This is a genomic window from Acidocella sp. (assembly GCF_036489515.1).
GTDB lineage: Bacteria > Pseudomonadota > Alphaproteobacteria > Acetobacterales > Acetobacteraceae > Acidocella.
In genome coordinates, this window is record NZ_DASXFO010000010.1 from 1 (window position 1) to 23,333 (window position 23,333).

Sequence of the window (23,333 nt, forward strand, 5' to 3'; positions counted from 1 at the left end):
CAGCCGAAAATCGTAAAATAGCTCCGGCGCTGCCTCCTGCCTGCCCATCATTGCCCTGCCTCCGCGTACGCTCAGGCAAAGTGAATCACGGCCGCAGCCGTCGAGCAACGAAAAAGCTCCTTTTTCAACAGTATCGGCGCATGGCGGTCTGCGCAGGGATCAGCGGGGGCGCCGCGATCTGGCTGACGCCGGAAACCATGCCGTTCGTGCTGATGGCGTTCGCTGCCTTGTTCTTCCGCTGGATCGAACGCCCTTCATGGCGCGTCATGTGCGGCTGCGCCGCCGGCTTCGTTGCGATGTTGACGCTCGCGCTCGCGTTCGATCCGCCCCAGGGCGGGTACGGCGTGCCGGAGGTCGACCGGCTTTCCTGCGTCTATGTCGTGCTCGGGTTTCTGCTGCTTCTGGGCGCCTTGGGGCTCAGTGTATTGCAAGCGCCGCGCCGGCGCGGCGTCGGCGTGGTGCTGATGGTGGTCCTGTTCGCTGCGTGGATCGGACTGTTCCCGAAGGTCGCGATGGGGCCTTACGGCGTCCTCCCGAAGGCGGAGATGAAGCTGTTCTTCGGCGCGATGCAGGAAACCCAGCCGGTACACGGGAGGGAGCTGATCACCTTCCTGCTCCCGGGTTTTCTGGTCCTGCTGTTCGCCTCATGGCGGGGGTTAAGGGAGCGCTTCTGGGTATGGATGTATTTTGCCATCTGCCAGGCTGTCGCCCTTTGGCTCGGCGTGAAATTCGTGCTGTTTGTCGGCTTCTCGGCTGCCGCCGCTGCCGTGCTCCTGCCGATCATGATCACCCGCCTCTCAGAGACATTGGCCGCCCGGCCGGGCCTTGCTTCAGGCTTCCGGCTGACGCTCCTGGCCGCCATGTTCGGCCTGCCGGAAATCTTTGCGTCCGCCGCCGCGCATCCTGCTGCGCTGGATGCAAAAAAATTTCCGAGCTGCGACCTGCGCACGATCGGCCCGTTGCTGGCGCCGGTGGCGGGGCAAGTCGTGTTGGCCCCGATGGAAGATACCCCGGAGCTTCTCTACCGTTCCGGCGTGGAGACGGTGGGATCGCTTTATCAGCATGGGGTTCCGGCTTATCTGCGTGCTCGCGCGGCGTGGCGCGCAGCACCCGGCACGTCGGAGCCGCTCGCGGTGCAGGAGACGGGGGCATCTTACGTTCTGTTCTGTCCGCAGCCGGGACGGTACACGCCGGTCGCGGACCTGCCGCCGACCACGCTGTGGGACCGCCTGGAAGGTTTCGCGCCGCCGCCCTGGCTCAAGCTGCTGGGCCAAAACGCCGCAGGCTGGCGGCTTTATGCAATCGCCGCCAAAACACCGCCGCAGGTCGGCGCCGCAACGCCGGTGGTGCTGGGCAGCGATAGCGGCAGGCCGCGCAGCGAGCGCACCGCCAGATAGGCGAAGCACTGTGCCTCCAGCGCGTCGCCGTCCCAGCCGACCGCTTCCACGGGCTCGACCGGCACGGAAAACCGGGACGCGAGCCCGGCCATGAGAGCCTTGTTCTTGCGCCCGCCGCCGCAGACCAGCACACGGCGCGGCGGCGCCGGCAGGGGCACGTGGGCGATGGCAGCGGTGCAGAAGGCGGCGAGGGTGGCCGCCGCGTCTTCCGGCCGCAATGTTTCGGTCGCTAGCGCGATCAGCTGGGAGAAGGTCAGCCGGTCCAGCGATTTGGGCGGCGGCAGCGAGAAATAGGGATGTGCCAGCAGCAGGCGGAGCCGGTCTTCGTCGACCCGGCCTGAGGCGGCGAAGGCGCCATCCTTGTCGTAAGGCTGGCCCAGAAATTTCTGCGCGAGGTCGTCGAGCGGCCCGTTGCCCGGCCCGCTATCGCAGGCGATGATCTGGTCCCCCTCGCCGAGATAAGTGATGTTGGCGACGCCGCCGATGTTCACCACCAGCAGCGGCTTTTCCAATTTTTTGGCGAGCGCGGCGTGGAAGAGCGGAGCCAGAGGCGCGCCCTGGCCGCCGGAAGCGACATCGGCGGAACGGAAATCATACACCACCTTCGTGCGGCAGATTCTCGCGAGCAACGGCCCGTCGCCGATCTGCCAGGTGCGGTGCCGTTCCGGGGCGTGCAGGATGGTCTGGCCATGAAAGCCGATCACATCCGCGGCCTGGCCGAGCAGCCCGACGGCGATGGCATGGTCCATGGTCAGGCGCTGTGTGAGTTTCTGCACCTGCGGATCGTCTGGGGAGAGGTGCTGCGCGCGGTCCAGCAGCTGACGTAATTCGGCGCGAAAATCGTCCTGGTAGTGCAGCGTGGCGGCCGGGCCGAGACGGGTGATGGTCTCGCCGTCGGTCTCCAGCCAGGCGGCATCCACCCCGTCCAGCGAGGTGCCGGACATCAGGCCAATGGCGCGCAGCTTTTGGGGGCTCATGCCGCCTGTGCTACGCGGATCTGTGCGCGTGGTGAAGGGCATGGCTGGAAAGAGCGCCCGCTTTTGCCCTGGCCGGTCTCTGTGCTACCCCGCGAGCTCGTAGGAGCGGCAGATGGCAAAAAGTGAGTTTTTGGCCGAGGCGAAGGCCCGGGGATTCGTGTTTCAGTGCACCGACGAGGCGGCGCTGGATGAGGCCTGCGCGCAAGGCTCGATCGCCGGCTATGCCGGGTTCGACCTGACCGCCGACAGCCTGCATGTCGGCCATATGATCCCGATCATGCTGCTGCGTCTGTTTCAGAAGCACGGACACAAGCCGGTCGCCGTGGTCGGCGGCGGCACCACCCGCATCGGCGATCCGTCCTTCCGCGAGGAAGCGCGACAGCTGCTGACCGATGCGCAGATCGCCACCAACCTCAAGGGCATCCGCAAGAACATCGAGGCGTTCATCACCTTCGGCGACGGCGCTAGGGATGCGCTGCTGGTCAACAATGCCGACTGGCTGGACCGGCTGAGCTATATCGACATGCTCCGCGAGATCGGGCCGCATTTCTCGGTCAACCGGATGCTGTCCTTTGACTCCGTGAAATCCCGGCTCGACCGCGAGCAGGGGCTCACCTTCCTGGAATTCAACTATTCGATCCTGCAAAGCTACGATTTCCGCGAGCTCAGCCGCCGCCATGGCGTCGTGCTGCAGATGGGCGGGTCGGACCAGTGGGGCAACATCGTCTCCGGCGTCGATCTGGTCCGCCGCACCGACCAGAAGACCGTGTTCGGCCTGACCACGCCGCTGATCACCACCGCTTCCGGCGCGAAAATGGGCAAATCCGCCGCCGGCGCGGTCTGGCTGAGTGCGGAAAAGCTCAGCCCCTATCATTACTGGCAGTTCTGGCGGAACACCGAGGACGACGATGTCGGCCGCTTCATGCGGCTGTTCACCGATCTGCCGCTCGACGAGATCGCCCGGCTGGAAAACCTGGGCGGCGCCGAGATCAACGCGGCGAAAATCATCCTCGCCACCGAGGCGACCAGCCTCGCCCACGGGCGGGCGGCGGCGGAAGAGGCAGCGGCGACGGCGCGGAAGATTTTCGAGGAAGGCGGCACGGCTTCAGGCCTGCCGACCGTGGAAATTCCGGCCGTGGAATTCGGCGCCGGGCTGCCGGCCTTCGCGCTGTTCGTGCGCGCCGGGCTCGCCGCCAGCAATGGCGAGGCACGGCGGCTGATTCGCGGCGGCGGCGGTCGGCTGAATGACGCGGTAATCGCCGACGAGGGGCAACTGATCGCGCCGGCGGCGGAGATGAAGCTTTCGGCCGGCAAGAAACAACACGTGCTGGTGCGCGTGCTGGGGTAGGAGAAAGCAGCCGCTTTTTAAAAAAAGCGGCGCAAAAATTTTGCTCCGCTGGGCCATGGGCTGTGTCGGCGACAACGCCCATGGTCCAGCATAATAAAGTTTTTTTGCTATTTTTGTTCACAAAAAGTAGCCTTCTCTTCTGCTTCTTTAAACTTTTGCTTTGCATGATCCCCAGACGCGTGCTTGCCTTCGGTTAAGCACACTGGGGGAACGCATGTCCGTCCATGCCGCGATTACGCACCGCACTTCGTATCACTATGATCGGCTGGTAACGCTGGGGCCGCAGACCATCCGCCTGCGCCCGACCCCTTATGCGCGCACGCCGATCCTCAGCTATTCGCTGACGGTCCTGCCGAAGCCGCATTTCCTGAACTGGCTGCAGGACCCGCAGGGGAATTTCCTCGCCCGGGTGGTGTTTACCGAGCGGGTGACGTGTTTCGAGGTGGTGGTGGATCTGGTTGCCGACATGGCGCCGATCAACCCGTTCGATTTTTTTCTCGAGCCCGAGGCCGAGACCTATCCGTTCGTTTATGACGAGGTTCTGGCGGAAGAGCTGGCGCCGTTCCGTGTCCTGCAGGAACCCGGGCCGCTGCTGCGCGGGTTGATCGGCGAGGTCCGTGCCGCACTTGTGGGGACCACGCCGGACACGTCGGACATGCTGGTGATGGTCAACCGGATGGTGGCCGCGCGTCTCGCTTATGTCGTGCGCCTGGAAGCGGGCGTGTGGAGCCCGGAGGAGACCCTGGCGCAGGGCCAAGGGTCCTGCCGCGATTTCGCTTGGGTGATGGTGAACCTGCTGCGGCATCTGGGGTTCGCCGCGCGCTTCGTGTCGGGCTACCTGATCCAGTTGGTCGCCGATGTGAAGCCGCTCGACGGTCCCGCCGGGCCGACGGAGGATTTCACCGATCTGCACGCCTGGGTGGAGGTGTATCTGCCCGGTGCCGGTTGGGTTGGGCTCGATGCGACGTCCGGGCTGATGGCGGGAGAGGGGCATATTCCGCTCGCCGCCACGCCGTCCCCCAGCTCCGCCGCGGCCATTTCCGGCGCGCTCGGCGAATGCGAGGTGAGCTTTGACTTCGAGATGAAGGTCGCGCGGGTGGCGGAGACGCCGCGCGTGACCAAACCCTACACGAGAGAGACTTGGGCTGAGATTCTCGCTTCTGGAGCACGTGTGGACCGGGCGTTGGCCGAAGCCGATGTGCGGCTCACCATGGGCGGCGAGCCGACCTTTGTCGCCGCCACCGATGGGAATGCGCTGGAATGGAACATCGACGCGCTGGGCCCGACCAAGCGGCTTTATGCCGGGCGGCTGATTCGCAAGCTGATCCCGCTCTGGGGCAAGGGTGCTGCGCTTACCTGCAACATGGGCAAGCAATATCCCGGCGAACCGCTGCCGCGCTGGGCGCTGCATGCGCATTGGCGGGCCGATGGCGAGCCGGTCTGGCGCGACTTTTCGCTTCTGGCCACGGAGGACGACACGGGCGACGCCGGGCCCGAAGATGCGGCGCGTTTCGCCGGCGCTCTGGCGGCGCGGCTGCAGCTCGATCCCGGGCTGGTGATTCCGGCCTATGAGGACGTGCATTATTACCTCTGGCGGGAGAAACGCCTGCCGGCGGATGTGATCGCCGAGGACTCCAAACTCCGCGATCCGCTGGAGCGGGCGCGGCTGGCCCGTCTCTTCGATCAGGGCCTGGCGACACCGGCCGGCATCGTGCTGCCGTTGCGCCGGGTTCCTGAGAACGGCGCGCGGCGCTGGCAGAGCAGCGAATGGGTCTTTCGTGACGGTGTGATGTTTCTGGTGCCCGGTGATTCGCCGATCGGCCTGCGCCTGCCGTTGGAGAGCCTGCCCTGGGCGGAGTCTGACGCCGCCGAAACCGCCTTCGAGACCGATCCTTTCGCACCGCGCGGAAAATTGCCACGGCGCGAGGCGATGCAACCGCGCCGTGATCTTGACGTCGGTGGCATCGAGGGGTTTCGGCCGGTGCCGCAGGATCTTCCGGCCGTGGGGCGTGAGGCGCCGGGCGTCGTGCGCACCGCTTTGGCGGTGGAGGCACGGGGCGGCGTTCTGCATGTCTTTTATCCGCCGCTTTACGATGTCGAGGACTGGCTGGAATTGACGGCGGCGGTCGAGGACATGGCGCAGACATTCGGGCGCCGCGTGGTGCTGGAAGGATATCCGCCGCCGGAAGACGCACGGATCATCAATTTCTCCGTCACCCCCGATCCTGGCGTGATCGAGACCAACGTCCATCCCGCCGCCAGTTGGGACGAGATCGTGACGCGCGGCGCGCAGCTTTATGAGGCGGCGCGCGAGGTCGGGCTGACGACAGAAAAATTCATGCTGGATGGAAGCCACACCGGCACCGGCGGCGGCAACCATGTGGTGATGGGCGCGGCGACGCCAGGGGATAGCCCGTTTTTGCGCAGGCCGGATCTTTTGAAATCCATGCTGGGCTTCTGGCATAACCATCCGGCACTCTCCTTCCTGTTCAGCGGCCTGTTCATCGGCCCTTCCAGCCAGCATCCGCGTGTCGACGAGGCGCGCGACGATGCGCTGGGCGAATTGGAAACAGCTTTTGCGCAGGTGAGCTCGGGAGAGGAAACGCCACCTTGGGTAGTGGATCGTGTGTTTCGCAACATCCTCGCCGACATGACCGGCAACACGCACCGCACGGAATTCTGCATCGATAAATTATATGCGCCGGAGTCGGCCGCCGCCCGGCGCGGTCTGGTGGAGTTCCGCGCCTTCGAGATGCCGCCGCACGCAGAGATGTCAGCAGCACAGGTGCTGCTGGTGCGCGCCGCCATCGCCGCCTTCTGGAACCGGCCCTATGAGCGGCGGCTGATCCGTTGGGGCACCCGCCTGCACGACACGTTTTTGCTGCCACATTATGCGCAGGCGGATTTTCAAGATGCCTTGGATGAGCTGAGCAGTTTCGGATTCGTTCTAAATACGGAATGGTTTCTACCGCATCTGGAATTCCGCTTCCCGCCGGTCGGCGAAATTAACGTGCGGGGCATGAGAGTCGAGTTGCGCCACGCCCTCGAACCGTGGCATGTTTTGGGGGAAGAACAAAATTCGGGAGGCACGGCCCGCTATGTCGATAGCTCGACGGAGCGTCTGCAAACAAAGGTGTTTGGATGGCTGGCAGAGCGTTATACGCTCGCTTGTAACGGCGTCGCGCTGCCGCTGCAGAAAACCGAGGTGCCGGGTGAATTCGTCGCCGGTGTGCGCTTCAAGGCCTGGCAGCCATACTCCGCGCTGCATCCCACCATCCCAGCGCAGGTGCCGCTGCTGTTCGATGTGTATGACAACTGGTCGGGCCGGAGTCTGGGGGGCATGACGTATCACGTGGTGCATCCGGGCGGACGGCATTATGAAGCGTTCCCGGTCAATGCGAATTCGGCGGAAGCCCGCCGCCGTTCGCGCTTTTTCGGGTTCGGCCATACGCCAGGGCCAATGGCGCCACCGCAAGCGATGCCGGGGCCGGAATATCCGCGCACGCTGGATCTGCGCCGGCATGGTTAAGCTTCTGCTCCACCGTATGCGGCGATTCATGAACGCGGAAATTCTCAACGAGATGGCCGCGCTGCGTGCCGAAATTGCGGCGCTGCGCAGCGAGACCATGTTGCGTGAGGATGTGAGGCCGATGATCCGGCAGATGGAGGCGGCGTTGCTGGCCATCACGCTCAGCGCGCATGTTCCCGATGAGCGGAACGGGCGGCGGGAGTTTATGGGAGAAGGGAAGAAGGAAGGGGAAAGTTACTTTTTGTAAACAAAAAGTGGTTTTCGGCTCCTTCGGGCCTGAGGCTGTGTCACCGCCAACACCCATGGCCCAGCGTAAAAAAATTTTTTGCGCCGCTTTTTTTAAAAAGCGGCCGCTTTCTTTTTAAATCTCCAGAATTTCCAGCAGCGAAGTCGCGTAGCGCGCCATGCTGTGGGTCGCGCAATAATCGGCGCGCTCGTGTTCGCGGTCGTGCCGTGCCGCCGAGTCGAGCATTTCGGCCAAGGCCTGGGCGATTTCCCTTGGATTGAGCTGGTCAGAGACGCGGCGGATATAGCCCGGCGCTTGCAGGTTTTCCGCCAGATCCCGGCTGGCCACGGCGGGCAGCCCGGCGGCGATGCAATCCTGAACCGCGCCGGAAATTTGCCCGGCACCGGTCCGGCGGAGCTGCAAGGCGCCATCCACGGCGAGCAGATGCAGGCGGTATTCGGATTCGGAGACGAATGCGCTGCTAAAGCGCACCGCATCGGCGATGCCGAGGTGCTTCGCCAGCGCCTGGAAACGTGTTGGCCCGACTTCGAGTTCACCGACGAACAGCAGTTGGCAGTTGACCCTCTCGCGCAGCAAGGCGAAGGCGCGCAGGGCCTCGTCGATGCCCTTGTTGGCGCTGACGAAGCCGAAACTGCCGATGATTTTTTGCGTGGGGTCGAGTTTCAGCGCGGCGCGGGCGGCGGCTTTGGAAGCCGGCGTTATCGCCGCATCGAACGGGCGGTAGATGGCGAGCGGCAGGTACCGCGCGGTCGCGCCGAAGCGCTCCTGGACCAAGGTGACCGGCTGGGGCGCATGAAAAATCAGGGGGCGGGCCGCTTGCGCCAGGGGGCCGAGAAAACTCGCCTGGCGCGTGCCTTCATCGGCCGTCCAGCTGTCGATTTCCTGCGGCGTGACGCGGCTTCCTGCGGCGTGACGCGGCGCCCGATCTCGGCGCTGGCGAGGTTGGCGGCATGTTCCAGGCCGAATCCGGAAGTCAGGTTGAGCAGCCTGGCGTCATGGCAGATCGCCGCACTGCCCCATCTCACCGCATGGTTGTAAATGCCGGTATGCAGCGTGGAGTTGCCGATCGTGCTGATCACCCGGTCGAAGTTGCGGCTCAGATGCGCGTTGGCCTCCACGTTCTCTTCGGTGAACAAAGTGAGTGCCACGCGTGCGGCGAGGGTTTTGGCCAGCGCGGCGGAATAATCGGCGACACCCGATTTGGCCGGCGGTAGCGGGCTGAGCATGGCGATGCGGGGCCTGACATTGCGCCGCAGCGCCGGCCGGGCGGGCGTTAGCGCCGACCAGACTTTGCGCGCCACCGCCGCGCCGGAGAATGGCTGCCAAACAGGCCATTGCTGGGCGGTGACCGAGGCGCGGTAGGATTTGTCCTGAACCAGCCGTTCGAGAATCGCAGCCAGCCGGTCGGCATCGTCTGGTGCGAAGCGCAAGGCGGGGTCGGTGATGAGCGCGCGGTGGGCGGGAATGTCGGACACCACGGCGGGGGCTTGCGCCGCGGTCGCCTCGACGACGGGGAGCGAGAAGGACGCCGCCCGCGACGGCGTGACGACGCAGATTGCCGCGGCATACAAGGCGCGCATCTCGAGCTCGGTGACCCAGCCCGGAAAGGTCGCCGGAAACTGCGCGCACAGCCGCTCCTGGGCGGCGGCGGAATAGACGCCGGTGATCACCACCGGGACATCGCGCAAGATCGCGCTGCCGGCGCAGGCGCGCAGGAGAAGCGCGGAATTCTTGCGCGGCTCCCCGCCGCCGACCATGAGAATATGCCGTGGCTGCTGCGGCGTGATGCGATGCATCCAATAAGGCAAGGCGACACCTGTCACCCTCGATTCGACCCCGCCGTAGAGAGTTTTCAGGCGTTGGTCGGTATCCTCGGAAATCGGGAAGAACAGATCATAGTGCCGTAGCCAGGCCATGGAGGAAAAATATTTCAGCCGCTCGCCGGGCTGCGTCAGACAGGTCTGCTGGTTGTCGAAGGAGATGAAATCATGGACCAGAGCCGCTTTGGTGACGCCCGGATGGCACAACAGCCGGGCCAGGAAGCTCTGGTCCTGCCGCCACATAGGGGACGGGTTAAGCAGCACCGTGCCGGGGGCGAGGTTGGGAATATAGGCGTGCGGGGAGAGGGTGACCGCCAGCTCGGCGAAATGGGGCGGCAGGGAAGGCAGGTTGGGATCGACCAGACCGATGAACGGGAAGGGGGCACGGCTGACGATGCAACTGGCATGGTGGCCGATGCCAGGTTCGGCATAATGACGGTCCTGCAGGCAGCGCATATCGATGATCAGGTTGGGTGACATTGGCGGCAACGGTTCCTCGTTATAGACGGGGCGAATGTGGTCCGGTTCAATGTTGAAATTTGCCGTTTGTATTGGTTGCCTAACCGTTATGATAATGACGCTTAACACCGCCATATCCGGTTGCAAAGCCCCGGGGAGGGTTGTGGCGTGAGCTTCAAGCGACGGTTGACCGAGCTGCGCCTGCCGATCGGCCATGACGAAGCGGCGTTGCGCGCGGCGATCTGCGCCGGCTTCAGCGTACCGCCGATGGAGCTACTCGGCTATACTGTCTTCCGCCGGGCCTGGGACGCGCGCCGCAAGAGCGATATCAAGCTGGTCTATACGATCGACGCCGAACTGGCGGTGGCGGTGCAGGAAGGCGAGCCTGTGCCCGACACGGACTATAAATTCGTCGCCCAGGCGCAAAGGAGTCCGGCCAAGCGTCCGGTGGTGATCGGCACCGGGCCGTGCGGCATTTTCGCCGCCCTGATCCTCGCGCAGATGGGCTTCGCGCCGCTGATCCTGGAGCGCGGCAAGGCGGTGCGCCAGCGCACCAAGGATACCTGGGGTCTGTGGCGGCGCAGCGAACTGAACCCGGAATCGAACGTGCAGTTCGGCGAGGGCGGAGCGGGCACGTTTTCGGACGGCAAACTTTATTCGCAGATCAAGGATCCGCGCCATCTCGGCCGGAAGGTGCTGACGGAATTCGTCGAGGCCGGGGCGCCGGAGGAGATCCTCTATGTCGCCAAGCCGCATATCGGCACGTTCCGGCTGGTCACCATGGTCGAATCCATGCGCGCGAAGATCGAGGCGCTGGGCGGCGAGTACCGATTCGGGGAGAAGGTGACGGATATCGACATCGAGGCAGGCCAGGTGCGCGCGGTGGTGCTGGAATCGGGCGAGCGGATCGAGACCGAGCATGTGGTGCTGGCGGTCGGCCATAGTTCCCGCGACACGTTCGAATTTTTACACCGGCGCGGCGTGTATATGGAGGCCAAGCCGTTTTCCGTGGGGTTCCGCATCGAGCATCCGCAATCGGTGATCGACCGCCATCGTTTCGGCAGTTTCGCCGGCCATCCGATTCTGGGGGCGGCGGATTACAAGCTGGTGCATCACGCGAAGAACGGTCGCTCGGTGTACAGTTTCTGCATGTGCCCGGGCGGCACGGTGGTGGCGGCAACCTCCGAGCCGGGCCGCGTGGTGACCAACGGCATGAGCCAGTATTCCCGCAACGAGCGCAACGCCAATGCCGGCATCGTCGTCGGCATCACCCCGGCGGATTATCCGGGCGACGTGCTGGCGGGCGTGGAATTCCAACGGCGTTGGGAGAGTGCGGCGTTCCTGGCGGGCGGCGGCACCTATGCCGCGCCCGGCCAGCTAGTGGGCGACTTTTTGGCCGGGCGGCCCTCCGAACAGTTCGGCGAGGTGGTGCCCTCCTACCGGCCGGGCGTGACCTTGACGGATCTCTCCACCTGCCTGCCGGATTATGCGATCGAGGCGATCCGCGAGGCATTGCCGGCCTTCGAGGCGCAGATCACAGGGTTCTCGCGCGACGATGCGGTGCTGACCGGCGTGGAGACCCGCACGTCCGCGCCACTGCGGATCACCAGGGGCAAGGATTTCTGCTCGCTGAACACACGCGGCCTGTATCCGGCCGGCGAGGGGGCCGGCTATGCCGGTGGCATCCTGTCCGCCGGGGTGGACGGGATCAAGGTGGCCGAAGCGGTGGGGCTGAGCCTAGGAAGTGAAGGGTAAGGCCTACTTTTTGTGAACAAAAAGTAGCAAAAAAACTCTTTTGCTCCTGGGCCATAGGCATTGTCGCTGACACAGCCCATGCCCTCCGGGGCTATTCCAACGGTGCTACGCACCGCCGGAACCTTGAGCCCCTCCGCCCAGCGTAAAAGAAGTTTTTGCGCCGCTTTTTTCCGATCGAGCGAGGGGAGCATTCTTTATCGGGATGAGGCCTCTAAATAGCATATCGTGCTCTGGACGATATATATCCTATCGGCGAACCGTGTTATAAAGGCGCGGAGATTTTGGCAGGAAAGACGAGACGGTGCTGTCGCAAAAATGCAAGTACGCGCTGCAGGCGCTCCTGGTTCTGGCCAGGGAGAACAGCGAGGAGCTGTTGCTGGTGAGCGAGATCGCCGAGCGGGAGAACCTGCCGAAGAAATTTCTTGAGGCGATCCTTCTTGAGCTGAACCGCAACGGGCTGGTGCGCAGCCGGCGTGGGCGCGGCGGCGGTTACGCGCTCGCCAAACCGGCGGATCTCATCACCTTTGGCCAGGTGGTGCGGATCATGGACGGGCCGTTGGCACCGCTTTCCTGTGTCAGCGTGAATTATTACCGCCGCTGCGATGACTGCAAGGACGAGCAAAGCTGCGAAATCCGCCGGGTGATGCGCCGAGTCCGTGACGCCATCGCCAATGAGTTGGACGGCACCTCTCTGGCGGCGGCGCTGAGCAGCACCACGACGAAAGAGCTGCTCGCGAGCTAGAGCGAAGGGGCCCGTGCTGTTTCAGCGCCCCAGGCCCAGCATAGCCAAAAGTTTTTGCGCCGCTTTTTTCAAAAAGCGGCCGCTTGCTTCCTATCTTCGACCGAAGCGCCGCGAGCGCGCTTCCGAGACGACTTCAACCTCAGGGTGATTCGGCTTTCTTTTCAAAGCATTTTTCTGCTACATGAAGCGGTGTTAATAAAAATCAAACTACCGGCGCTTTAATAGAAGCAGGGATCGTAGAGGCAGGGATGCGCTTGAAGGCCTTATCCGTGGGAATGACGCTGGCGGCATGTCTTGCCGTGCGCCCGGCCCAGGCGGCGAGCCCGGCGGTGAGCGCTGCGGAGACCAGCATCAATCTCAGCGTCGGCGTGATGAACACGCAGTATCACGAGAATCTCACCCCGGGCGATGACGAGAGCGGGACGACGCCCGGCTTTGGCGTCAGCATCGGCGCCCTGCTGCCGACCCATCCCGGCTATGCCGCGAGCGTCGATATCTACAGCGCCCTGATTTATAATTTCGACGCCGGAAATATCGGCTATTCCGGGCATTATCTCGTCTCCGGCGCCCCGCTCACCGCCACCGACCATTCCGTGTTCAACCGGGTGGAGGCGCGCCTCGGCCTCGGCTTCCCGCTGATCGGCGGCGCGGAATCCATCCCCTTCCTGGCCGCCGGCTATCAGGCCTGGAACCGCAATATCGACCCCAAGGGCGCGATCGGGACTGATGAGTTCTACCATTCCGGCCTGTTTGGCCTGGGCTACAAGCTGGACGTGCCGATCGGCGCGGGTTTCGTGGCCTTCGGCACCGGTGAGGTGCTCGCTTTGGCCGGCGGTGGCATCACCGCCAATGGCGCGAATTTCAGCGGCGGGTTCGGGGTGACACCGGAGGAGCGGGTGGAGCTGGGGCTGAATGACGCGGTTTCGGGGCGCTTCCACTTGTTCGCCACGGCGTTCTGGGAGCATTTCAACTATGCCGGCACGCGTCCGCAGAGCTACGGCTATAATTACTACCTCTACGAGCCGTTCAGCACGACCACGCAGTTCGGGGCCAATTTCGGCATCGGCTACAGCTTCAATTGAGGAAGGAAGCGGCCGCTTTTTGAAAAAAGCGGCGCAAAAACTTTTACTATGCTGGGCCTGTGGCGGTGTCGGAGACAACGCCCCAGGCCCAGATTCATAAAGTTTTTTTGCTACTTTTTGTTCACAAAAAGTAGCCTTCCTTTTTGCTCAGTCGGCGGCGAGCGCCATCTGTTTGCGGGCCAAAGACTGGCTCACATAGCCTTCCACTGCCGTTGCGATCTTTTCGGCATGGTTGGCGAACACGTGGTCCGCGCCCTCGAAGACCCGGTAGTCGATGGCCACGCCTTTTTGCAGGTTGAGCTTGTCGACCAGCTTGCGGACGGAGTTTTCCGGCACCAGCTCGTCGGCATCGCCATGGATCATCAGGCCGCCGCACGGGCAGGGGGCGAGAAAGCCGAAATCGTAATGCGCGGCGGGCGGCGCCACGGACACCCAGCCGGACACTTCCGGGCGGCGCATCAGCAGCTGCATGCCGACAAAGGCGCCGAAGGAATAGCCGGAGATCCACAGCCCGCCATGGCCGGGATTGAGCGACTGCATCCAGTCCAGCGCCGCCGCGGCGTCGTTGATCTCGCCCATGCCGCCGTCGAACTTGCTCTGGCTGCGGCCGACCCCACGGAAATTAAAGCGCATGACGGAAAAGCCCAGGCGTTGAAACACCTGGTACATGGAGTAGGTGATGCGGTTATTCATCGTGCCGCCATGAAGCGGGTGCGGATGCAAAACCAGCGCCAGTGGCGCTCCCCGTTCCTTGGCATGGTGGTAACGACCTTCGAGCCGGCCTTCCGGCCCGGCGAACATGACTTCAGGCATTCTGTAACTCGTCTTTCATCTTACCGTGTTTCTCACATGGCTGCCGCGGACCGTCTCTGGGATAGGAAACACAGAAACGTATGAGCCGATCGCCTCATCCGAATGTTGACCAAAAGGGTCCGGGTACCTAATTGCTCCTGACGGTCTGGGAGATGTTGCGGATGGGTTAACCTTGGGTTTCCCCTCAGGTCTGCTAATATAGACTGCTATGTTTTGATTATCCACGGAAATGTCGCATGGCCCTTATGTTTTTCGCGGAGACGGTGCGGGCGTACCGGGAGCGTGACCCGGCGGCGCGGTCGAATTTGGAGGTCGTGCTGTGCTATCCAGGCCTGCACGCGGTGATGATTCACGAGCTTTCCAGCCGGCTCTGGAAGCATCGCTGGTATACTCTCGGGCGTTTTGTCTCTCACATGGGCCGGTTTTTGACCGGTATCGAGATCCATCCCGGCGCCAAGCTGGGCCGGCGGCTGGTCATTGACCATGGCCTCGGCGTTGTGATCGGCGAGACCGCGGAGATCGGCGACGATGTCTATATGTACCATCAGGTGACCCTGGGCGGCACCAGCTCTGAGCATGGCAAGCGTCATCCCACCGTGGGCAATAACGTGATCATCGGCGCCGGCGCGAAGGTGCTGGGCGCGATTCTGATCGGTGACGGGGCGCGAATCGGCGCCAATGCGGTGGTGATCGCCCCGGTGCCCGCCGGCACCACCGTGGTCGGCATTCCGGCCCGCCCGGTGGATCGCACCGAGAAGAAGCCACGCTTCGATGCCTATGGCACGCCCTGCGATCCCTGCCTCGACCCGCTCCTGCATGAGGTCGATCTGCTGCGCAGCGAGTTGACGGACCTGGAAAACCGGATTGCCAGCCTGGCGCGCGAGCGCATCGGCTGAGCATGATCTATCTCGATGCCAACGCGACGGAGCCGCTGCGCCCCGAAGCGGGGCAGGCCGCCATGGCGGCGATGGGGCTCGGCAATCCCTCCTCCATCCATGCCGCCGGCCGCGCGGCGCGGCGCGTGCTCGAGGATGCGCGCGAAAGCGTGGCGCGGTTTTTCGGCGCCGACTCGAAGGACGTGATTTTCTGCTCCGGCGCCACTGAGGCCAACGCCCTGGCCGTGCACGCGCTGGGCGCCGGAAGGGTGGTGCTGCGCGGCGCCACCGAGCATGACGCCATCCGCGCCGCCACACCCGGTGCCGAAATCATTCCCGTGGATCGCAACGGCCAGGCGGATCTGGTCGCTCTGGAGGCGTCGCTGGCGGCGGACCAAAATCAGGCGCTGGTGTGCCTGATGGCGGCGAACAACGAGACCGGTGTACTGCATGACATCGCGGCGGCCGGGCGGATCTGCGCCGCGCATGGCGCATTGCTGCATGTCGATGCGGTGCAGGCGGTGGGGCGCGACAACCGCGACTGGTTCGGCCTAGGGGCGGCCAGCATCGCCGTGTCCGGTCATAAATTCGGTGCGCCGATGGGGGCGGGGGCGCTGATCGTGAGCGCCGGCCGGGCCGTGACGCCGCTCCTACAAGGCGGCGGCCAGGAACAGGGGCGGCGCGGGGGAACCCCGGCGCTGCCGGCGATCGCCGGTCTGGCGGCGGCTTTGGGCGCGCCTTACGAGGGTGCTAAAATTGCCGCGTACCGCGACGAGATCGAAGCGTTTTGCGTGGGGCTGGGCGCGCTGGTGCTGGGGACCGGGGCGCCGCGTCTGCCGAATACGTCGTGCCTGGCTTTGCCCGGGGTGCGGGCGGATACGCAGCTGATCGCGCTCGACATGGGCGGGATCGCGGTTTCCGCCGGGTCCGCCTGTTCCTCCGGCAAGGTGGCGGCGAGCCATGTGCTGGAAGCCATGGGGGCCGGAAATCTCGCGGGGCAGGCGATCCGCGTGTCGCTGCCCTGGAATGTCGCGGCCGACGCAGTGCCGGCCTTTTGTGCCGCCTATGAAAAAATGGCGGCGCGCGCGGGGCTTGAAAAACTTAGGCTGGGCGCCGCGTGACTCTCTTGCGCCGCGCCCGGTGATGCGATTAACCACAGGGGATTCCTTAAGGGTTACACGATGCCAAAAATGACTTTCATCGAGCGTAATGGTCAGCCGCGTGAAGTGGATGCGCCGATCGGCCTGTCCGTCCTGGAAGTGGCGCATAAGCACGGTGTTGATATCGAAGGCGCATGCGAGGGCTCGCTGGCCTGCTCGACCTGCCATGTGATCGTCGATCCGGAATGGTTCGCCAAGCTCACCACGCCGAGCGAAGATGAGGAAGACATGCTGGACCTGGCCTTCGGGCTGGAAAAGACTTCGCGCCTGGGCTGCCAGATCGTGATGTCCGAGGCGCTTGACGGTCTTGTGGTGCGGCTGCCCGCCGCCACCCGTAACGCCGGCGGCTGATTTTCATGCGTGTGGTTGTGGCCATGTCCGGAGGTGTCGACAGCTCGGTGGTGGCCGGGATGATGGCGCGCGCCGGCCATGAGGTGATCGGCGTGACGCTGCAGCTCTACGACCACGGCGCCGCCGTCGGCCGCAAGGGCGCGTGCTGCGCCGGCCAGGACATCCACGACGCGAAACGGGTCGCCGACCGGCTGGGGATCGCGCATTACGTGATCGACGCCGAGGCGCGCTTCCGCGGCAGCGTGATTGCCGCTTTCGCCGACAGCTATGCCAGCGGTGAGACCCCGGTGCCCTGCATCGCCTGCAACCAGCATCTGAAATTCGGGGACCTGCTCGGCATGGCCCGTGATCTCGGTGCCGAGGCGATGGCGACCGGGCATTATGTCCGCCGCGTCGATGGGCCGGCAGGGGCGGAACTGCACCAGGCCGCCGATCCGGCGCGTGACCAGAGCTGGTTCCTGTTCGCCACCACCCGTGAGCAGCTGGAGTTCTGCCGCTTTCCGCTTGGGGACATGGTCTCCAAGGCCGAAGTGCGGGCGCTCGCGGCGGAGATGGGGCTGGTGGTGGCGGACAAGCCGGACAGCCAGGACATCTGCTTCGTGCCGACCGGCACCTATGCCGGGATCGTCGAAAAATTCCGCCCCGAGGCGCTGGAAGCGGGTGAGATCGTCACCGAGGACGGCGCGGTGCTGGGCCTGCATCAGGGCATCGCCCGCTATACGGTGGGCCAGGCCAAGGGACTCGGCAATGCCGCGCAGCGCGCGGGGGAACCGATCGCGGTGAAACGCATCGAGCCGGGCACGCGGCGCATCGTTGTCGGGCCGCGCGGCGTCGCCGGCCGCGAGGTGCGGCTGCGCGACGTGAACTGGCTGATCGATCCGCCGGCCGGCGCCTTGCGCGCCACCGCGAAATTGCGCGCGCGCGACGGGCTGCACCCGGCCGCGATCGCCCGTGACGGTGCGGGCGCCCTCGTCACCCTGGACCAACCCGCCGTGGCCGCCCCCGGACAGGCGGCGGTGTTTTATGACGGCTCGCGTATTCTCGGCGGCGGTTTCATCGTCTGAGAGAAGAAAGCAGCCGCTTTTTAAAAAAAGCGGCGCAAAAATTTTTGCTCCGCTGGGTCATGGGCTTTGGCTGAGACAACGCCAATGACCCAGGTTAGCAAAGTTTTTTTGCTACTTTTTGTTCACAAAAAGTAGTCTTCCCCTTTGCTTCCCTGCTTGTTGTATAATCGTGCCCCCAACGAGGAGAGCACGCCATGAACACGCCACCGATCGTGTCGCCGCAGAAATGGGATGCGGCGCGCCAGCAGATGCTGGTGAAGGAGAAGGCTTTCACTCACGCCCGTGACGCGCTGGCCGCCGAGCGAAGGCGGATGCCGTGGGTGGCCGTGGAAAAGACATATATGTTCGACGGGCCCGAGGGCAAAGCGAGCCTGCTCGACCTGTTCGACGGCCGCCGTCAGCTGATCGTCTACCGCGCCTTCTTCGAGCCCGGCGTGCACGGTTGGCCGGAGCATGCCTGCATGGGCTGCTCGCTCGGGGCCGACCAGGTCGCCCATCTGGCCCATCTGAACGCGCGCGATACGACGCTCGTCTATGCCTCGCGCGCGCCGCAGGCCGATATCGCGCGCCTGAAGGTGCGGATGGGTTGGAACATGCCCTGGTACACGATCACTGACAGCTTCGACGCCGATTTCGACGTGGACGAATGGCACGGCCACAACGCCTTCATCCGCGACGGTGAGCGCGTGTTCCGGACCTACTTCATCAACAGCCGCGGCGACGAGGCGATGGGCAGCACCTGGAGCTACCTCGATATGACGGCGCTCGGACGCCAGGAGACGTGGGAGGACAGCCCGGAGGGCTACCCTCAGAGCCGAACCTACAAATGGTGGAATTGGCACGATTGTTACGTCGCCGGCGCCGCGCCCGACCCGAAATGGGTCGAGGTGTCAGATGCCGGAGAGGCGGCTTTTCGGAAACGCGAAGGATAGAAGGAAGTGGCCGCTGGGTCATGGGCGTTGTCGTCGGCAACGCCCATGACCCAAAGGAGCAAAAAAAATTACTTTTTGTTCACAAAAAGTAGCCTTCCTTTCTACGCGACGGTCGTGCCGACTGGCGCCAGCGTGCCGCCGGCGAGCGAGAGATGCCGCTGTGCCGACCCCGCCATATCGCGATGCGTGATCGAGACCATGGTGGTGTTCGGCAGGCTGGTCGTCAGCACCGCCTGGAGGCGCGCGGCCAGCGGCGCGTCCAGGGCCGAGGTCGCCTCGTCGAGGAACAGCCAGTCCGGTTTGATGAGCAAGGCCCGGGCGAGCGCCAGGCGTTGCTGCTCGCCGCCGGAGAGGATTTGCACCCAGTTATCCGTGGCTTTCAGCCGGGAGGTCAGCCCGCCCAGTTCGACCGCCTCCAGCGCCGCCCGCACGGTGTCATCGGAAAAATCCTGCTCCTGGCCGGGGTAGACGACGCTGCGCTTGAGGCTGCCCAGCGGGAAATAGGGGCGCTGCGGCAGGAACAGCACGGTGCCGGTGGGCGGCGTGATCTCGCCCTGGCCGAAGGGCCAGATGCCGGCGATGGCGCGGAACAAGGTGGATTTGCCGATGCCCGAGGCGCCGGTCAGGACCACCGGCTGGCCGGGTGGCAGCGACAGGCTGGCATTGTCGAGCAGGCGCCGCCCGTCCGGCAGGCTCAGCGTCAGCTTGTTGAATGTCAGCGCAGCCCCCGGCTGGCCCAGGCGCGGCCCGTTGGCCGAGGCCAGCCGTGCCGCGGCCACGGCTTCCTGGAAGCCATACAGACGGGAGACGGTAGCGCGCCAGCCCACGAGGCTCTGGTAGGAGGTGACGAACCAGGAGAAAGCCCCCTGCACCTGGCCGAAGACCATGGGGATCTGCGACAGGCCGCCGAGCGCGATCTGATGCGCGAAATAGCGCGGCAGAGCGACCAGGAGGGGGAAAATATTCGCCACCTGGCTGAAGCCGATGGTGAAGAAATTCAGGGCTTTGGTCCGGCGCATGATCGCCCAGAAATTGTCGCGTACCGCCTGGAACCGTTCGCGCAGCGTGATCTGCTCGTCGGTCTCGCCGCGATACAAAGCGACGGCTTCCGGATTGTCGCGCACGCGGATCAGGCCATAGCGGAAATTCGCCTCGACCCGTTGCTGGTTGAACGTGAGCGGCACCAGCTTGCGGCCGATCAGATGCGTGAGGAACGTCCCGACCACGGAATAGAGGATGGCGACATAGAGCATGTAGCCGGGGATCGTGATGCCGAAAAGTTTAACGGACCCCGAGATGGCGTAGAGCACGAAGACGAAGCTGAACAGCGTGACCACATTGGAGATGAAATCCAGGCCGAGCGACAAAGTGCTGCTGGTGTAGGCGTTCAGGTCGTCGGCGATGCGCTGGTCGGGGTTGTCGACAACGCTGCTGGCGCCCTGGCTGAGGCTGATATGATAATAGGCGCGGTCGGCCAGCCAGTTCTCCACGAAATGCCCGGTCAGCCATTGCCGCCAGCGGATTTGCAGCATCTGGTTCAGGTAGAAGGCATAGACGGCGATGAGGATATAGACGCCGACGATTTCGATGAAGCCTGGCATCGGGAAGGAAGCGCCCGGCGCGCGATGGTAGAGGTAGATCAGGCGGATCACGGATTTCACGTCATAGGCCTGGATGGCGTCGAAGAAATCGCGGTTCCAATAGGTCAATACGACGTTGAAGCCGACCATCAGGAGGTTCAGCGCGATGATCGCGGCGAGCAGGCCGATCGCGAAGAAACGCTCCTCGGATGAGAAATAAGGGCGGGCCAGTGCCCAGCCCTCACGCAATCCGGTGAAAAAATTGGTCATCGAACGGCGCATCAATCGGAAACCTTTTGTTGCAGGGGCAGGGCGATGAATTTAATCAGGGCGGGTTCACCCCGAAATCGTGATGTGCGTAGAGGCCGGGAGCGCGCAGCCCGGAACTGCCGAGGGCGGTGCAACGCGGAAAGACGAAGCTGAGCAGCCAGGGCAGCAGGCGCATAGATCAGTCCAGCTTCGTCAGCCGCAGCCGGATCACCCCGCGTGCCTCTTCCGGCGGGACCGGCTTGCCCTTGCGCAGAATTTCGATCCGGCCGGCCTTGGCGAGGCGGAACGCGGCAAGGCGCACGGGCGACAGGCTGCCGCGCCATTTATCGCCCTCGGGATGGCCGGCCAGCGCACGGGCGGCTTCGGTGGGGCAGATCGATTTGTCCCCGCGCTCGGCCAGGAGGTTCAGGATCGCCAACTCGGCGGGGTCGGAAGATGCATTCATGCGTCAGCCTTATGCCGAAAGCCGCGCCCGATAGGAAGAAGGCCGCTTTTTGAAAAAAGCGGCGCAAAAACTTTTGATGAAGCTGAGCCTGGGGCTGTGCCTGCGACAACGCCCACGGCCCAGCATTATAGAAGTTTTTTTGCTACTCTTTGTTCACAAAAAGTAGCCTTCCTTTTTGCTTTCGCCTTCACCGCGGCGTGAACCATGCCACCAGTTCCGATGCCGCCAGCGGTGGGCTGAAATAATTGCCTTGTCCCTCATCGCAGCCCATTTTCAACAACCTGCTGAATTGCCGTTTGGTGTCGACACCATCGGCGAGCACCGTGCAGCCGAGTTCGTGCCCGGTTTTGATGGCCCGGACGATGGCGTCGCTGTCAGGGTTGCCGTCGAGATTATGCGTGAGGGAGCGGTCGAGCCTGAGTGTCGTGAGCTGTAGCCGGCGCAGTGCCGGAAGATTGATCGAACCGCCGCCAAAAATTGTCAGCGCCAGGCGCACGCCGAGGCCTTGCAGGGCGTTCAGGCTGAATGCCGTGTTGGTGGTCGCGCCAGTCAGCATGGCCTCGGTCAGGCCGAGTTCCAGGCGCTCAGGGGCGATGCCGGTACGGCCCAGCCGCTCGAGGAACTGGCGCATGAAGTTGCGGTCCTGCAGGTGCCGCGGCGCCAGTGTGACGGCGATGCAGGCGGGTTCCGGCCAGATCGCCGCCTGGGCGCAAGCCTGATCGAGCAACCAACCGCCGAATTCGACGATGATGTCCGCCCGTTCGACGCCGGGCATGAAATGGCTGGCGGGCAGCAGGCCGAGGCGGTGGTGGCGCAGCCGGACCAGCGCTTCGGCGCCGCGGATCTGGCCGGAGCCCAGCGTCACCAGCGGTTGGTAGTGGAGCAGCAAGTCACCGGCGGCGAGGGCGTGGCGCAGGCGGCGCGTCACCCGGCGGCGTTCAGTGACCTCGTGCCACGTGCTGCGCGGAACCTCGTGCAGATCGGGAGCAGGCGAGATGATTCGGGGGAAGGGAGGTTGAGCGGGCATGAGACAAAGTCTCACCCGGAGAGATTAACAGAGTGGAAAAGGAGAAAAGAAAGATTACTTTTTGTGAACAAAAAGTAGCAAAAAAACTTTATTATGCTGGGGCCATGGGCGTTGTCGCCGACACAGCCCATGACCCAGCATAATAAAAATTTTTGCGCCGCTTTTAAAAAGCGGCTGCTTTCCTTTCTTTAAGCCCCAAGCGCCGCGCGCAAGGCGCCAAAACTGGCCTCGATGCCGTAATGCCGTGTCACGTAATCGACGGGCCAGCCGGTCGGCGCAGGTGCTGCCAGCTGCCGGGCGATGGCGGCGGCGAAGTTTTCAGGCGAAGCGGCGGCGATGAAGGGGGCGGTGGTGTCGGGCACGAACCCTTCCAGGCTGCAGGGCGTGGCGACCGTGACGAGCCCATGCCTTGCATATTCGAGCAGCTTGATCTTCAGCCCGGAGCCGACCCGCAAGGGGGAGATCGCGAGGCTGGCATCGTAGAGCAGCGTGCGCAGGTCCCCAACCCTGCCATGGCGCGCCACACCCGGCGGCACGGTGTGCAGCGCCGCACCGCAATCGCCGATCAGGTCGAGGCTGATGGTGTTGTCCAGACGTGGCCAGATTTCGGCGAAAAACCAGCGCAGCCCGTCGAGGTTCGGCAAGGCGTCACTGCCGATGAAGACCAGTCTTCCCGGCCTGCGCAGCCAGCCTGCGGGGGGCGGACAAGGCGGGGCCGGCATCGGTGCGGCAAACACAGTCTGCGCCGGGCAGAGTTTTTGCAGCAAGGCGGCCTCGTCGTGCTGGCTGGCGGCGATGCAGCGCGCGCCGCGCAGCCATGAGACCTCGTCCGCGCACGACAGATGCCGGGGCTGCACGCTGTAGCCGGCGCTGACCAGCGCGCGGTGGCGGCGGTGGAACACGTCATGCGCGATGATCACGCTGTTGAGGCCATGCAGTTCCGGCGTGGCCAGGGGGGCGGCGCGGAACAGCGTGTCGATCAGCACGGCGTCGGGTTTCAGGCGGGCGATATGCTTCGCCGCCCAGCGCGTTTCGTCCTGGGTGCAAAAGCGGCCGAGCACCGCATCGGCGTCATGCTGCCGGTGGCGGACCCAGCCGGCGGCCGGGGCCGGCAAGCCGCGCAAAGCGGCACGGGCCAGAATCGAGGTCAGGGCGCGCGGGGAGCGTGGGAGCAAAAAATTGCCCCAGACGGCGACTTGCGGGCCGACCACCGGGGCGATGCCGTAACGCGTCGCCGGCCCGGCCAGCCGTGCGCCAAGCAGCAGCACGGTGACCTGATGGCCCAGCCCCTGCAGCCAGGAAATGATGGCGTGATTGGTCGCCAGATGGCCGGCAGAACCGGGACGCGGCAGCTCATAGGTGAGGAAGACATAGCGCATAAGGCGCGGCCCGCCTGTCGAACGGAGTTTTTTTCTTCTTCTTGGCCGGACATCCCGCCCGGCAGGCTAGTGGGCGTTGTC

The 23,333-nt window shown here is 64.3% G+C and carries 20 protein-coding genes; 12 read left to right on the plus strand and 8 right to left on the minus strand.

Features of this window, described 5'->3' with window-relative positions; genetic code table 11:
* The first annotated feature begins 140 nt into the window (after nt 1–140).
* Nucleotides 141–1,397 carry a hypothetical protein gene (locus VGG47_RS01335; RefSeq protein ID WP_331535063.1) on the plus strand — a complete coding sequence of 419 codons (1,257 nt, stop codon included), beginning with the start codon at nt 141–143 and terminating at the stop codon, nt 1,395–1,397.
* Here the strand turns inward: VGG47_RS01335 and VGG47_RS01340 are convergent.
* A complete protein-coding gene (locus VGG47_RS01340; protein WP_331535090.1) occupies nt 1,295–2,359 on the minus strand; it encodes an anhydro-N-acetylmuramic acid kinase in 1,065 nt (354 codons plus the stop codon). The genes VGG47_RS01335 and VGG47_RS01340 overlap by 103 nt on opposite strands.
* Before the next feature lie 127 nt (nt 2,360–2,486).
* Here VGG47_RS01340 and tyrS point away from each other — a divergent pair, with 127 nt between their 5' ends.
* The 3 genes from tyrS to VGG47_RS01355 all read left to right on the plus strand — a co-directional run bounded on the left by tyrS (nt 2,487) and on the right by VGG47_RS01355 (nt 7,498).
* Nucleotides 2,487–3,722: a tyrosine--tRNA ligase gene (gene tyrS / locus VGG47_RS01345; RefSeq protein ID WP_331535064.1), complete on the plus strand. Its 1,236-nt coding sequence runs from the start codon at nt 2,487–2,489 to the stop codon at nt 3,720–3,722.
* A 214-nt stretch (nt 3,723–3,936) separates the two neighbouring features.
* The gene (locus tag VGG47_RS01350) at nt 3,937–7,251 is read left to right on the plus strand and encodes a DUF2126 domain-containing protein (RefSeq protein WP_331535065.1); all 3,315 of its coding nucleotides are present in this window, start codon (nt 3,937–3,939) and stop codon (nt 7,249–7,251) included.
* A 28-nt stretch (nt 7,252–7,279) separates the two neighbouring features.
* The gene (locus VGG47_RS01355; RefSeq protein ID WP_331535066.1) at nt 7,280–7,498 is read left to right on the plus strand and encodes a hypothetical protein; all 219 of its coding nucleotides are present in this window, start codon (nt 7,280–7,282) and stop codon (nt 7,496–7,498) included.
* A gap of 114 nt (nt 7,499–7,612) precedes the next feature.
* On the opposite strand, the gene VGG47_RS01360 is transcribed toward VGG47_RS01355, so the two are convergent.
* A complete protein-coding gene (locus VGG47_RS01360) occupies nt 7,613–8,272 on the minus strand; it encodes a glycosyltransferase (RefSeq protein WP_331535067.1) in 660 nt (219 codons plus the stop codon).
* 26 nt (nt 8,273–8,298) lie between these two features.
* Nucleotides 8,299–9,798, minus strand: a complete 1,500-nt coding sequence (locus VGG47_RS01365) for a glycosyltransferase (RefSeq protein ID WP_331535068.1) — start codon at nt 9,796–9,798, stop codon at nt 8,299–8,301.
* A 147-nt stretch (nt 9,799–9,945) separates the two neighbouring features.
* Between VGG47_RS01365 and VGG47_RS01370 the strand changes: the two genes are divergently transcribed.
* The 3 genes from VGG47_RS01370 to VGG47_RS01380 all read left to right on the plus strand — a co-directional run bounded on the left by VGG47_RS01370 (nt 9,946) and on the right by VGG47_RS01380 (nt 13,356).
* Complete coding sequence (locus tag VGG47_RS01370; RefSeq protein WP_331535069.1) at nt 9,946–11,532, plus strand: NAD(P)/FAD-dependent oxidoreductase; 1,587 nt, start codon at nt 9,946–9,948, stop codon at nt 11,530–11,532.
* Between the two features lie 301 nt (nt 11,533–11,833).
* Nucleotides 11,834–12,274 (plus strand): RrF2 family transcriptional regulator, encoded by a 441-nt coding sequence (locus VGG47_RS01375; RefSeq protein ID WP_331535070.1) that lies wholly within the window; start codon nt 11,834–11,836, stop codon nt 12,272–12,274.
* Between the two features lie 254 nt (nt 12,275–12,528).
* Nucleotides 12,529–13,356, plus strand: a complete 828-nt coding sequence (locus tag VGG47_RS01380) for a hypothetical protein (RefSeq protein ID WP_331535071.1) — start codon at nt 12,529–12,531, stop codon at nt 13,354–13,356.
* Nucleotides 13,357–13,503: 147 nt separating this feature from the next.
* On the opposite strand, the gene VGG47_RS01385 is transcribed toward VGG47_RS01380, so the two are convergent.
* A complete protein-coding gene (locus VGG47_RS01385; protein ID WP_331535072.1) occupies nt 13,504–14,169 on the minus strand; it encodes an alpha/beta hydrolase in 666 nt (221 codons plus the stop codon).
* A gap of 236 nt (nt 14,170–14,405) precedes the next feature.
* Between VGG47_RS01385 and cysE the strand changes: the two genes are divergently transcribed.
* The 5 genes from cysE to VGG47_RS01410 all read left to right on the plus strand — a co-directional run bounded on the left by cysE (nt 14,406) and on the right by VGG47_RS01410 (nt 18,551).
* Complete coding sequence (gene cysE / locus VGG47_RS01390; RefSeq protein ID WP_331535073.1) at nt 14,406–15,065, plus strand: serine O-acetyltransferase; 660 nt, start codon at nt 14,406–14,408, stop codon at nt 15,063–15,065.
* A gap of 2 nt (nt 15,066–15,067) precedes the next feature.
* Complete coding sequence (locus VGG47_RS01395) at nt 15,068–16,165, plus strand: cysteine desulfurase family protein (RefSeq protein ID WP_331535074.1); 1,098 nt, start codon at nt 15,068–15,070, stop codon at nt 16,163–16,165.
* A 60-nt stretch (nt 16,166–16,225) separates the two neighbouring features.
* Nucleotides 16,226–16,555 carry a ferredoxin family 2Fe-2S iron-sulfur cluster binding protein gene (locus VGG47_RS01400; protein ID WP_331535075.1) on the plus strand — a complete coding sequence of 110 codons (330 nt, stop codon included), beginning with the start codon at nt 16,226–16,228 and terminating at the stop codon, nt 16,553–16,555.
* Between the two features lie 5 nt (nt 16,556–16,560).
* Nucleotides 16,561–17,619 (plus strand): tRNA 2-thiouridine(34) synthase MnmA, encoded by a 1,059-nt coding sequence (mnmA, locus tag VGG47_RS01405; RefSeq protein WP_331535077.1) that lies wholly within the window; start codon nt 16,561–16,563, stop codon nt 17,617–17,619.
* A gap of 194 nt (nt 17,620–17,813) precedes the next feature.
* On the plus strand, nt 17,814–18,551 hold the full coding sequence (locus VGG47_RS01410) for a DUF899 domain-containing protein (RefSeq protein ID WP_331535078.1): 738 nt from the start codon (nt 17,814–17,816) through the stop codon (nt 18,549–18,551).
* Between the two features lie 101 nt (nt 18,552–18,652).
* Here VGG47_RS01410 and VGG47_RS01415 read toward each other — a convergent pair whose 3' ends face one another.
* The 4 genes from VGG47_RS01415 to VGG47_RS01430 form a co-directional block, all read right to left on the minus strand.
* On the minus strand, nt 18,653–20,413 hold the full coding sequence (locus VGG47_RS01415; protein WP_331535079.1) for an ABC transporter ATP-binding protein/permease: 1,761 nt from the start codon (nt 20,411–20,413) through the stop codon (nt 18,653–18,655).
* 166 nt (nt 20,414–20,579) lie between these two features.
* Nucleotides 20,580–20,846, minus strand: coding sequence for a DUF3253 domain-containing protein (locus VGG47_RS01420; RefSeq protein WP_331535080.1), 267 nt, complete (start codon nt 20,844–20,846; stop codon nt 20,580–20,582).
* A gap of 187 nt (nt 20,847–21,033) precedes the next feature.
* Nucleotides 21,034–21,873 carry an EAL domain-containing protein gene (locus tag VGG47_RS01425; protein ID WP_331535081.1) on the minus strand — a complete coding sequence of 280 codons (840 nt, stop codon included), beginning with the start codon at nt 21,871–21,873 and terminating at the stop codon, nt 21,034–21,036.
* 188 nt (nt 21,874–22,061) lie between these two features.
* Nucleotides 22,062–23,252, minus strand: coding sequence for a glycosyltransferase (locus VGG47_RS01430; RefSeq protein ID WP_331535082.1), 1,191 nt, complete (start codon nt 23,250–23,252; stop codon nt 22,062–22,064).
* Between the last annotated feature and the right edge of the window lie 81 nt (nt 23,253–23,333).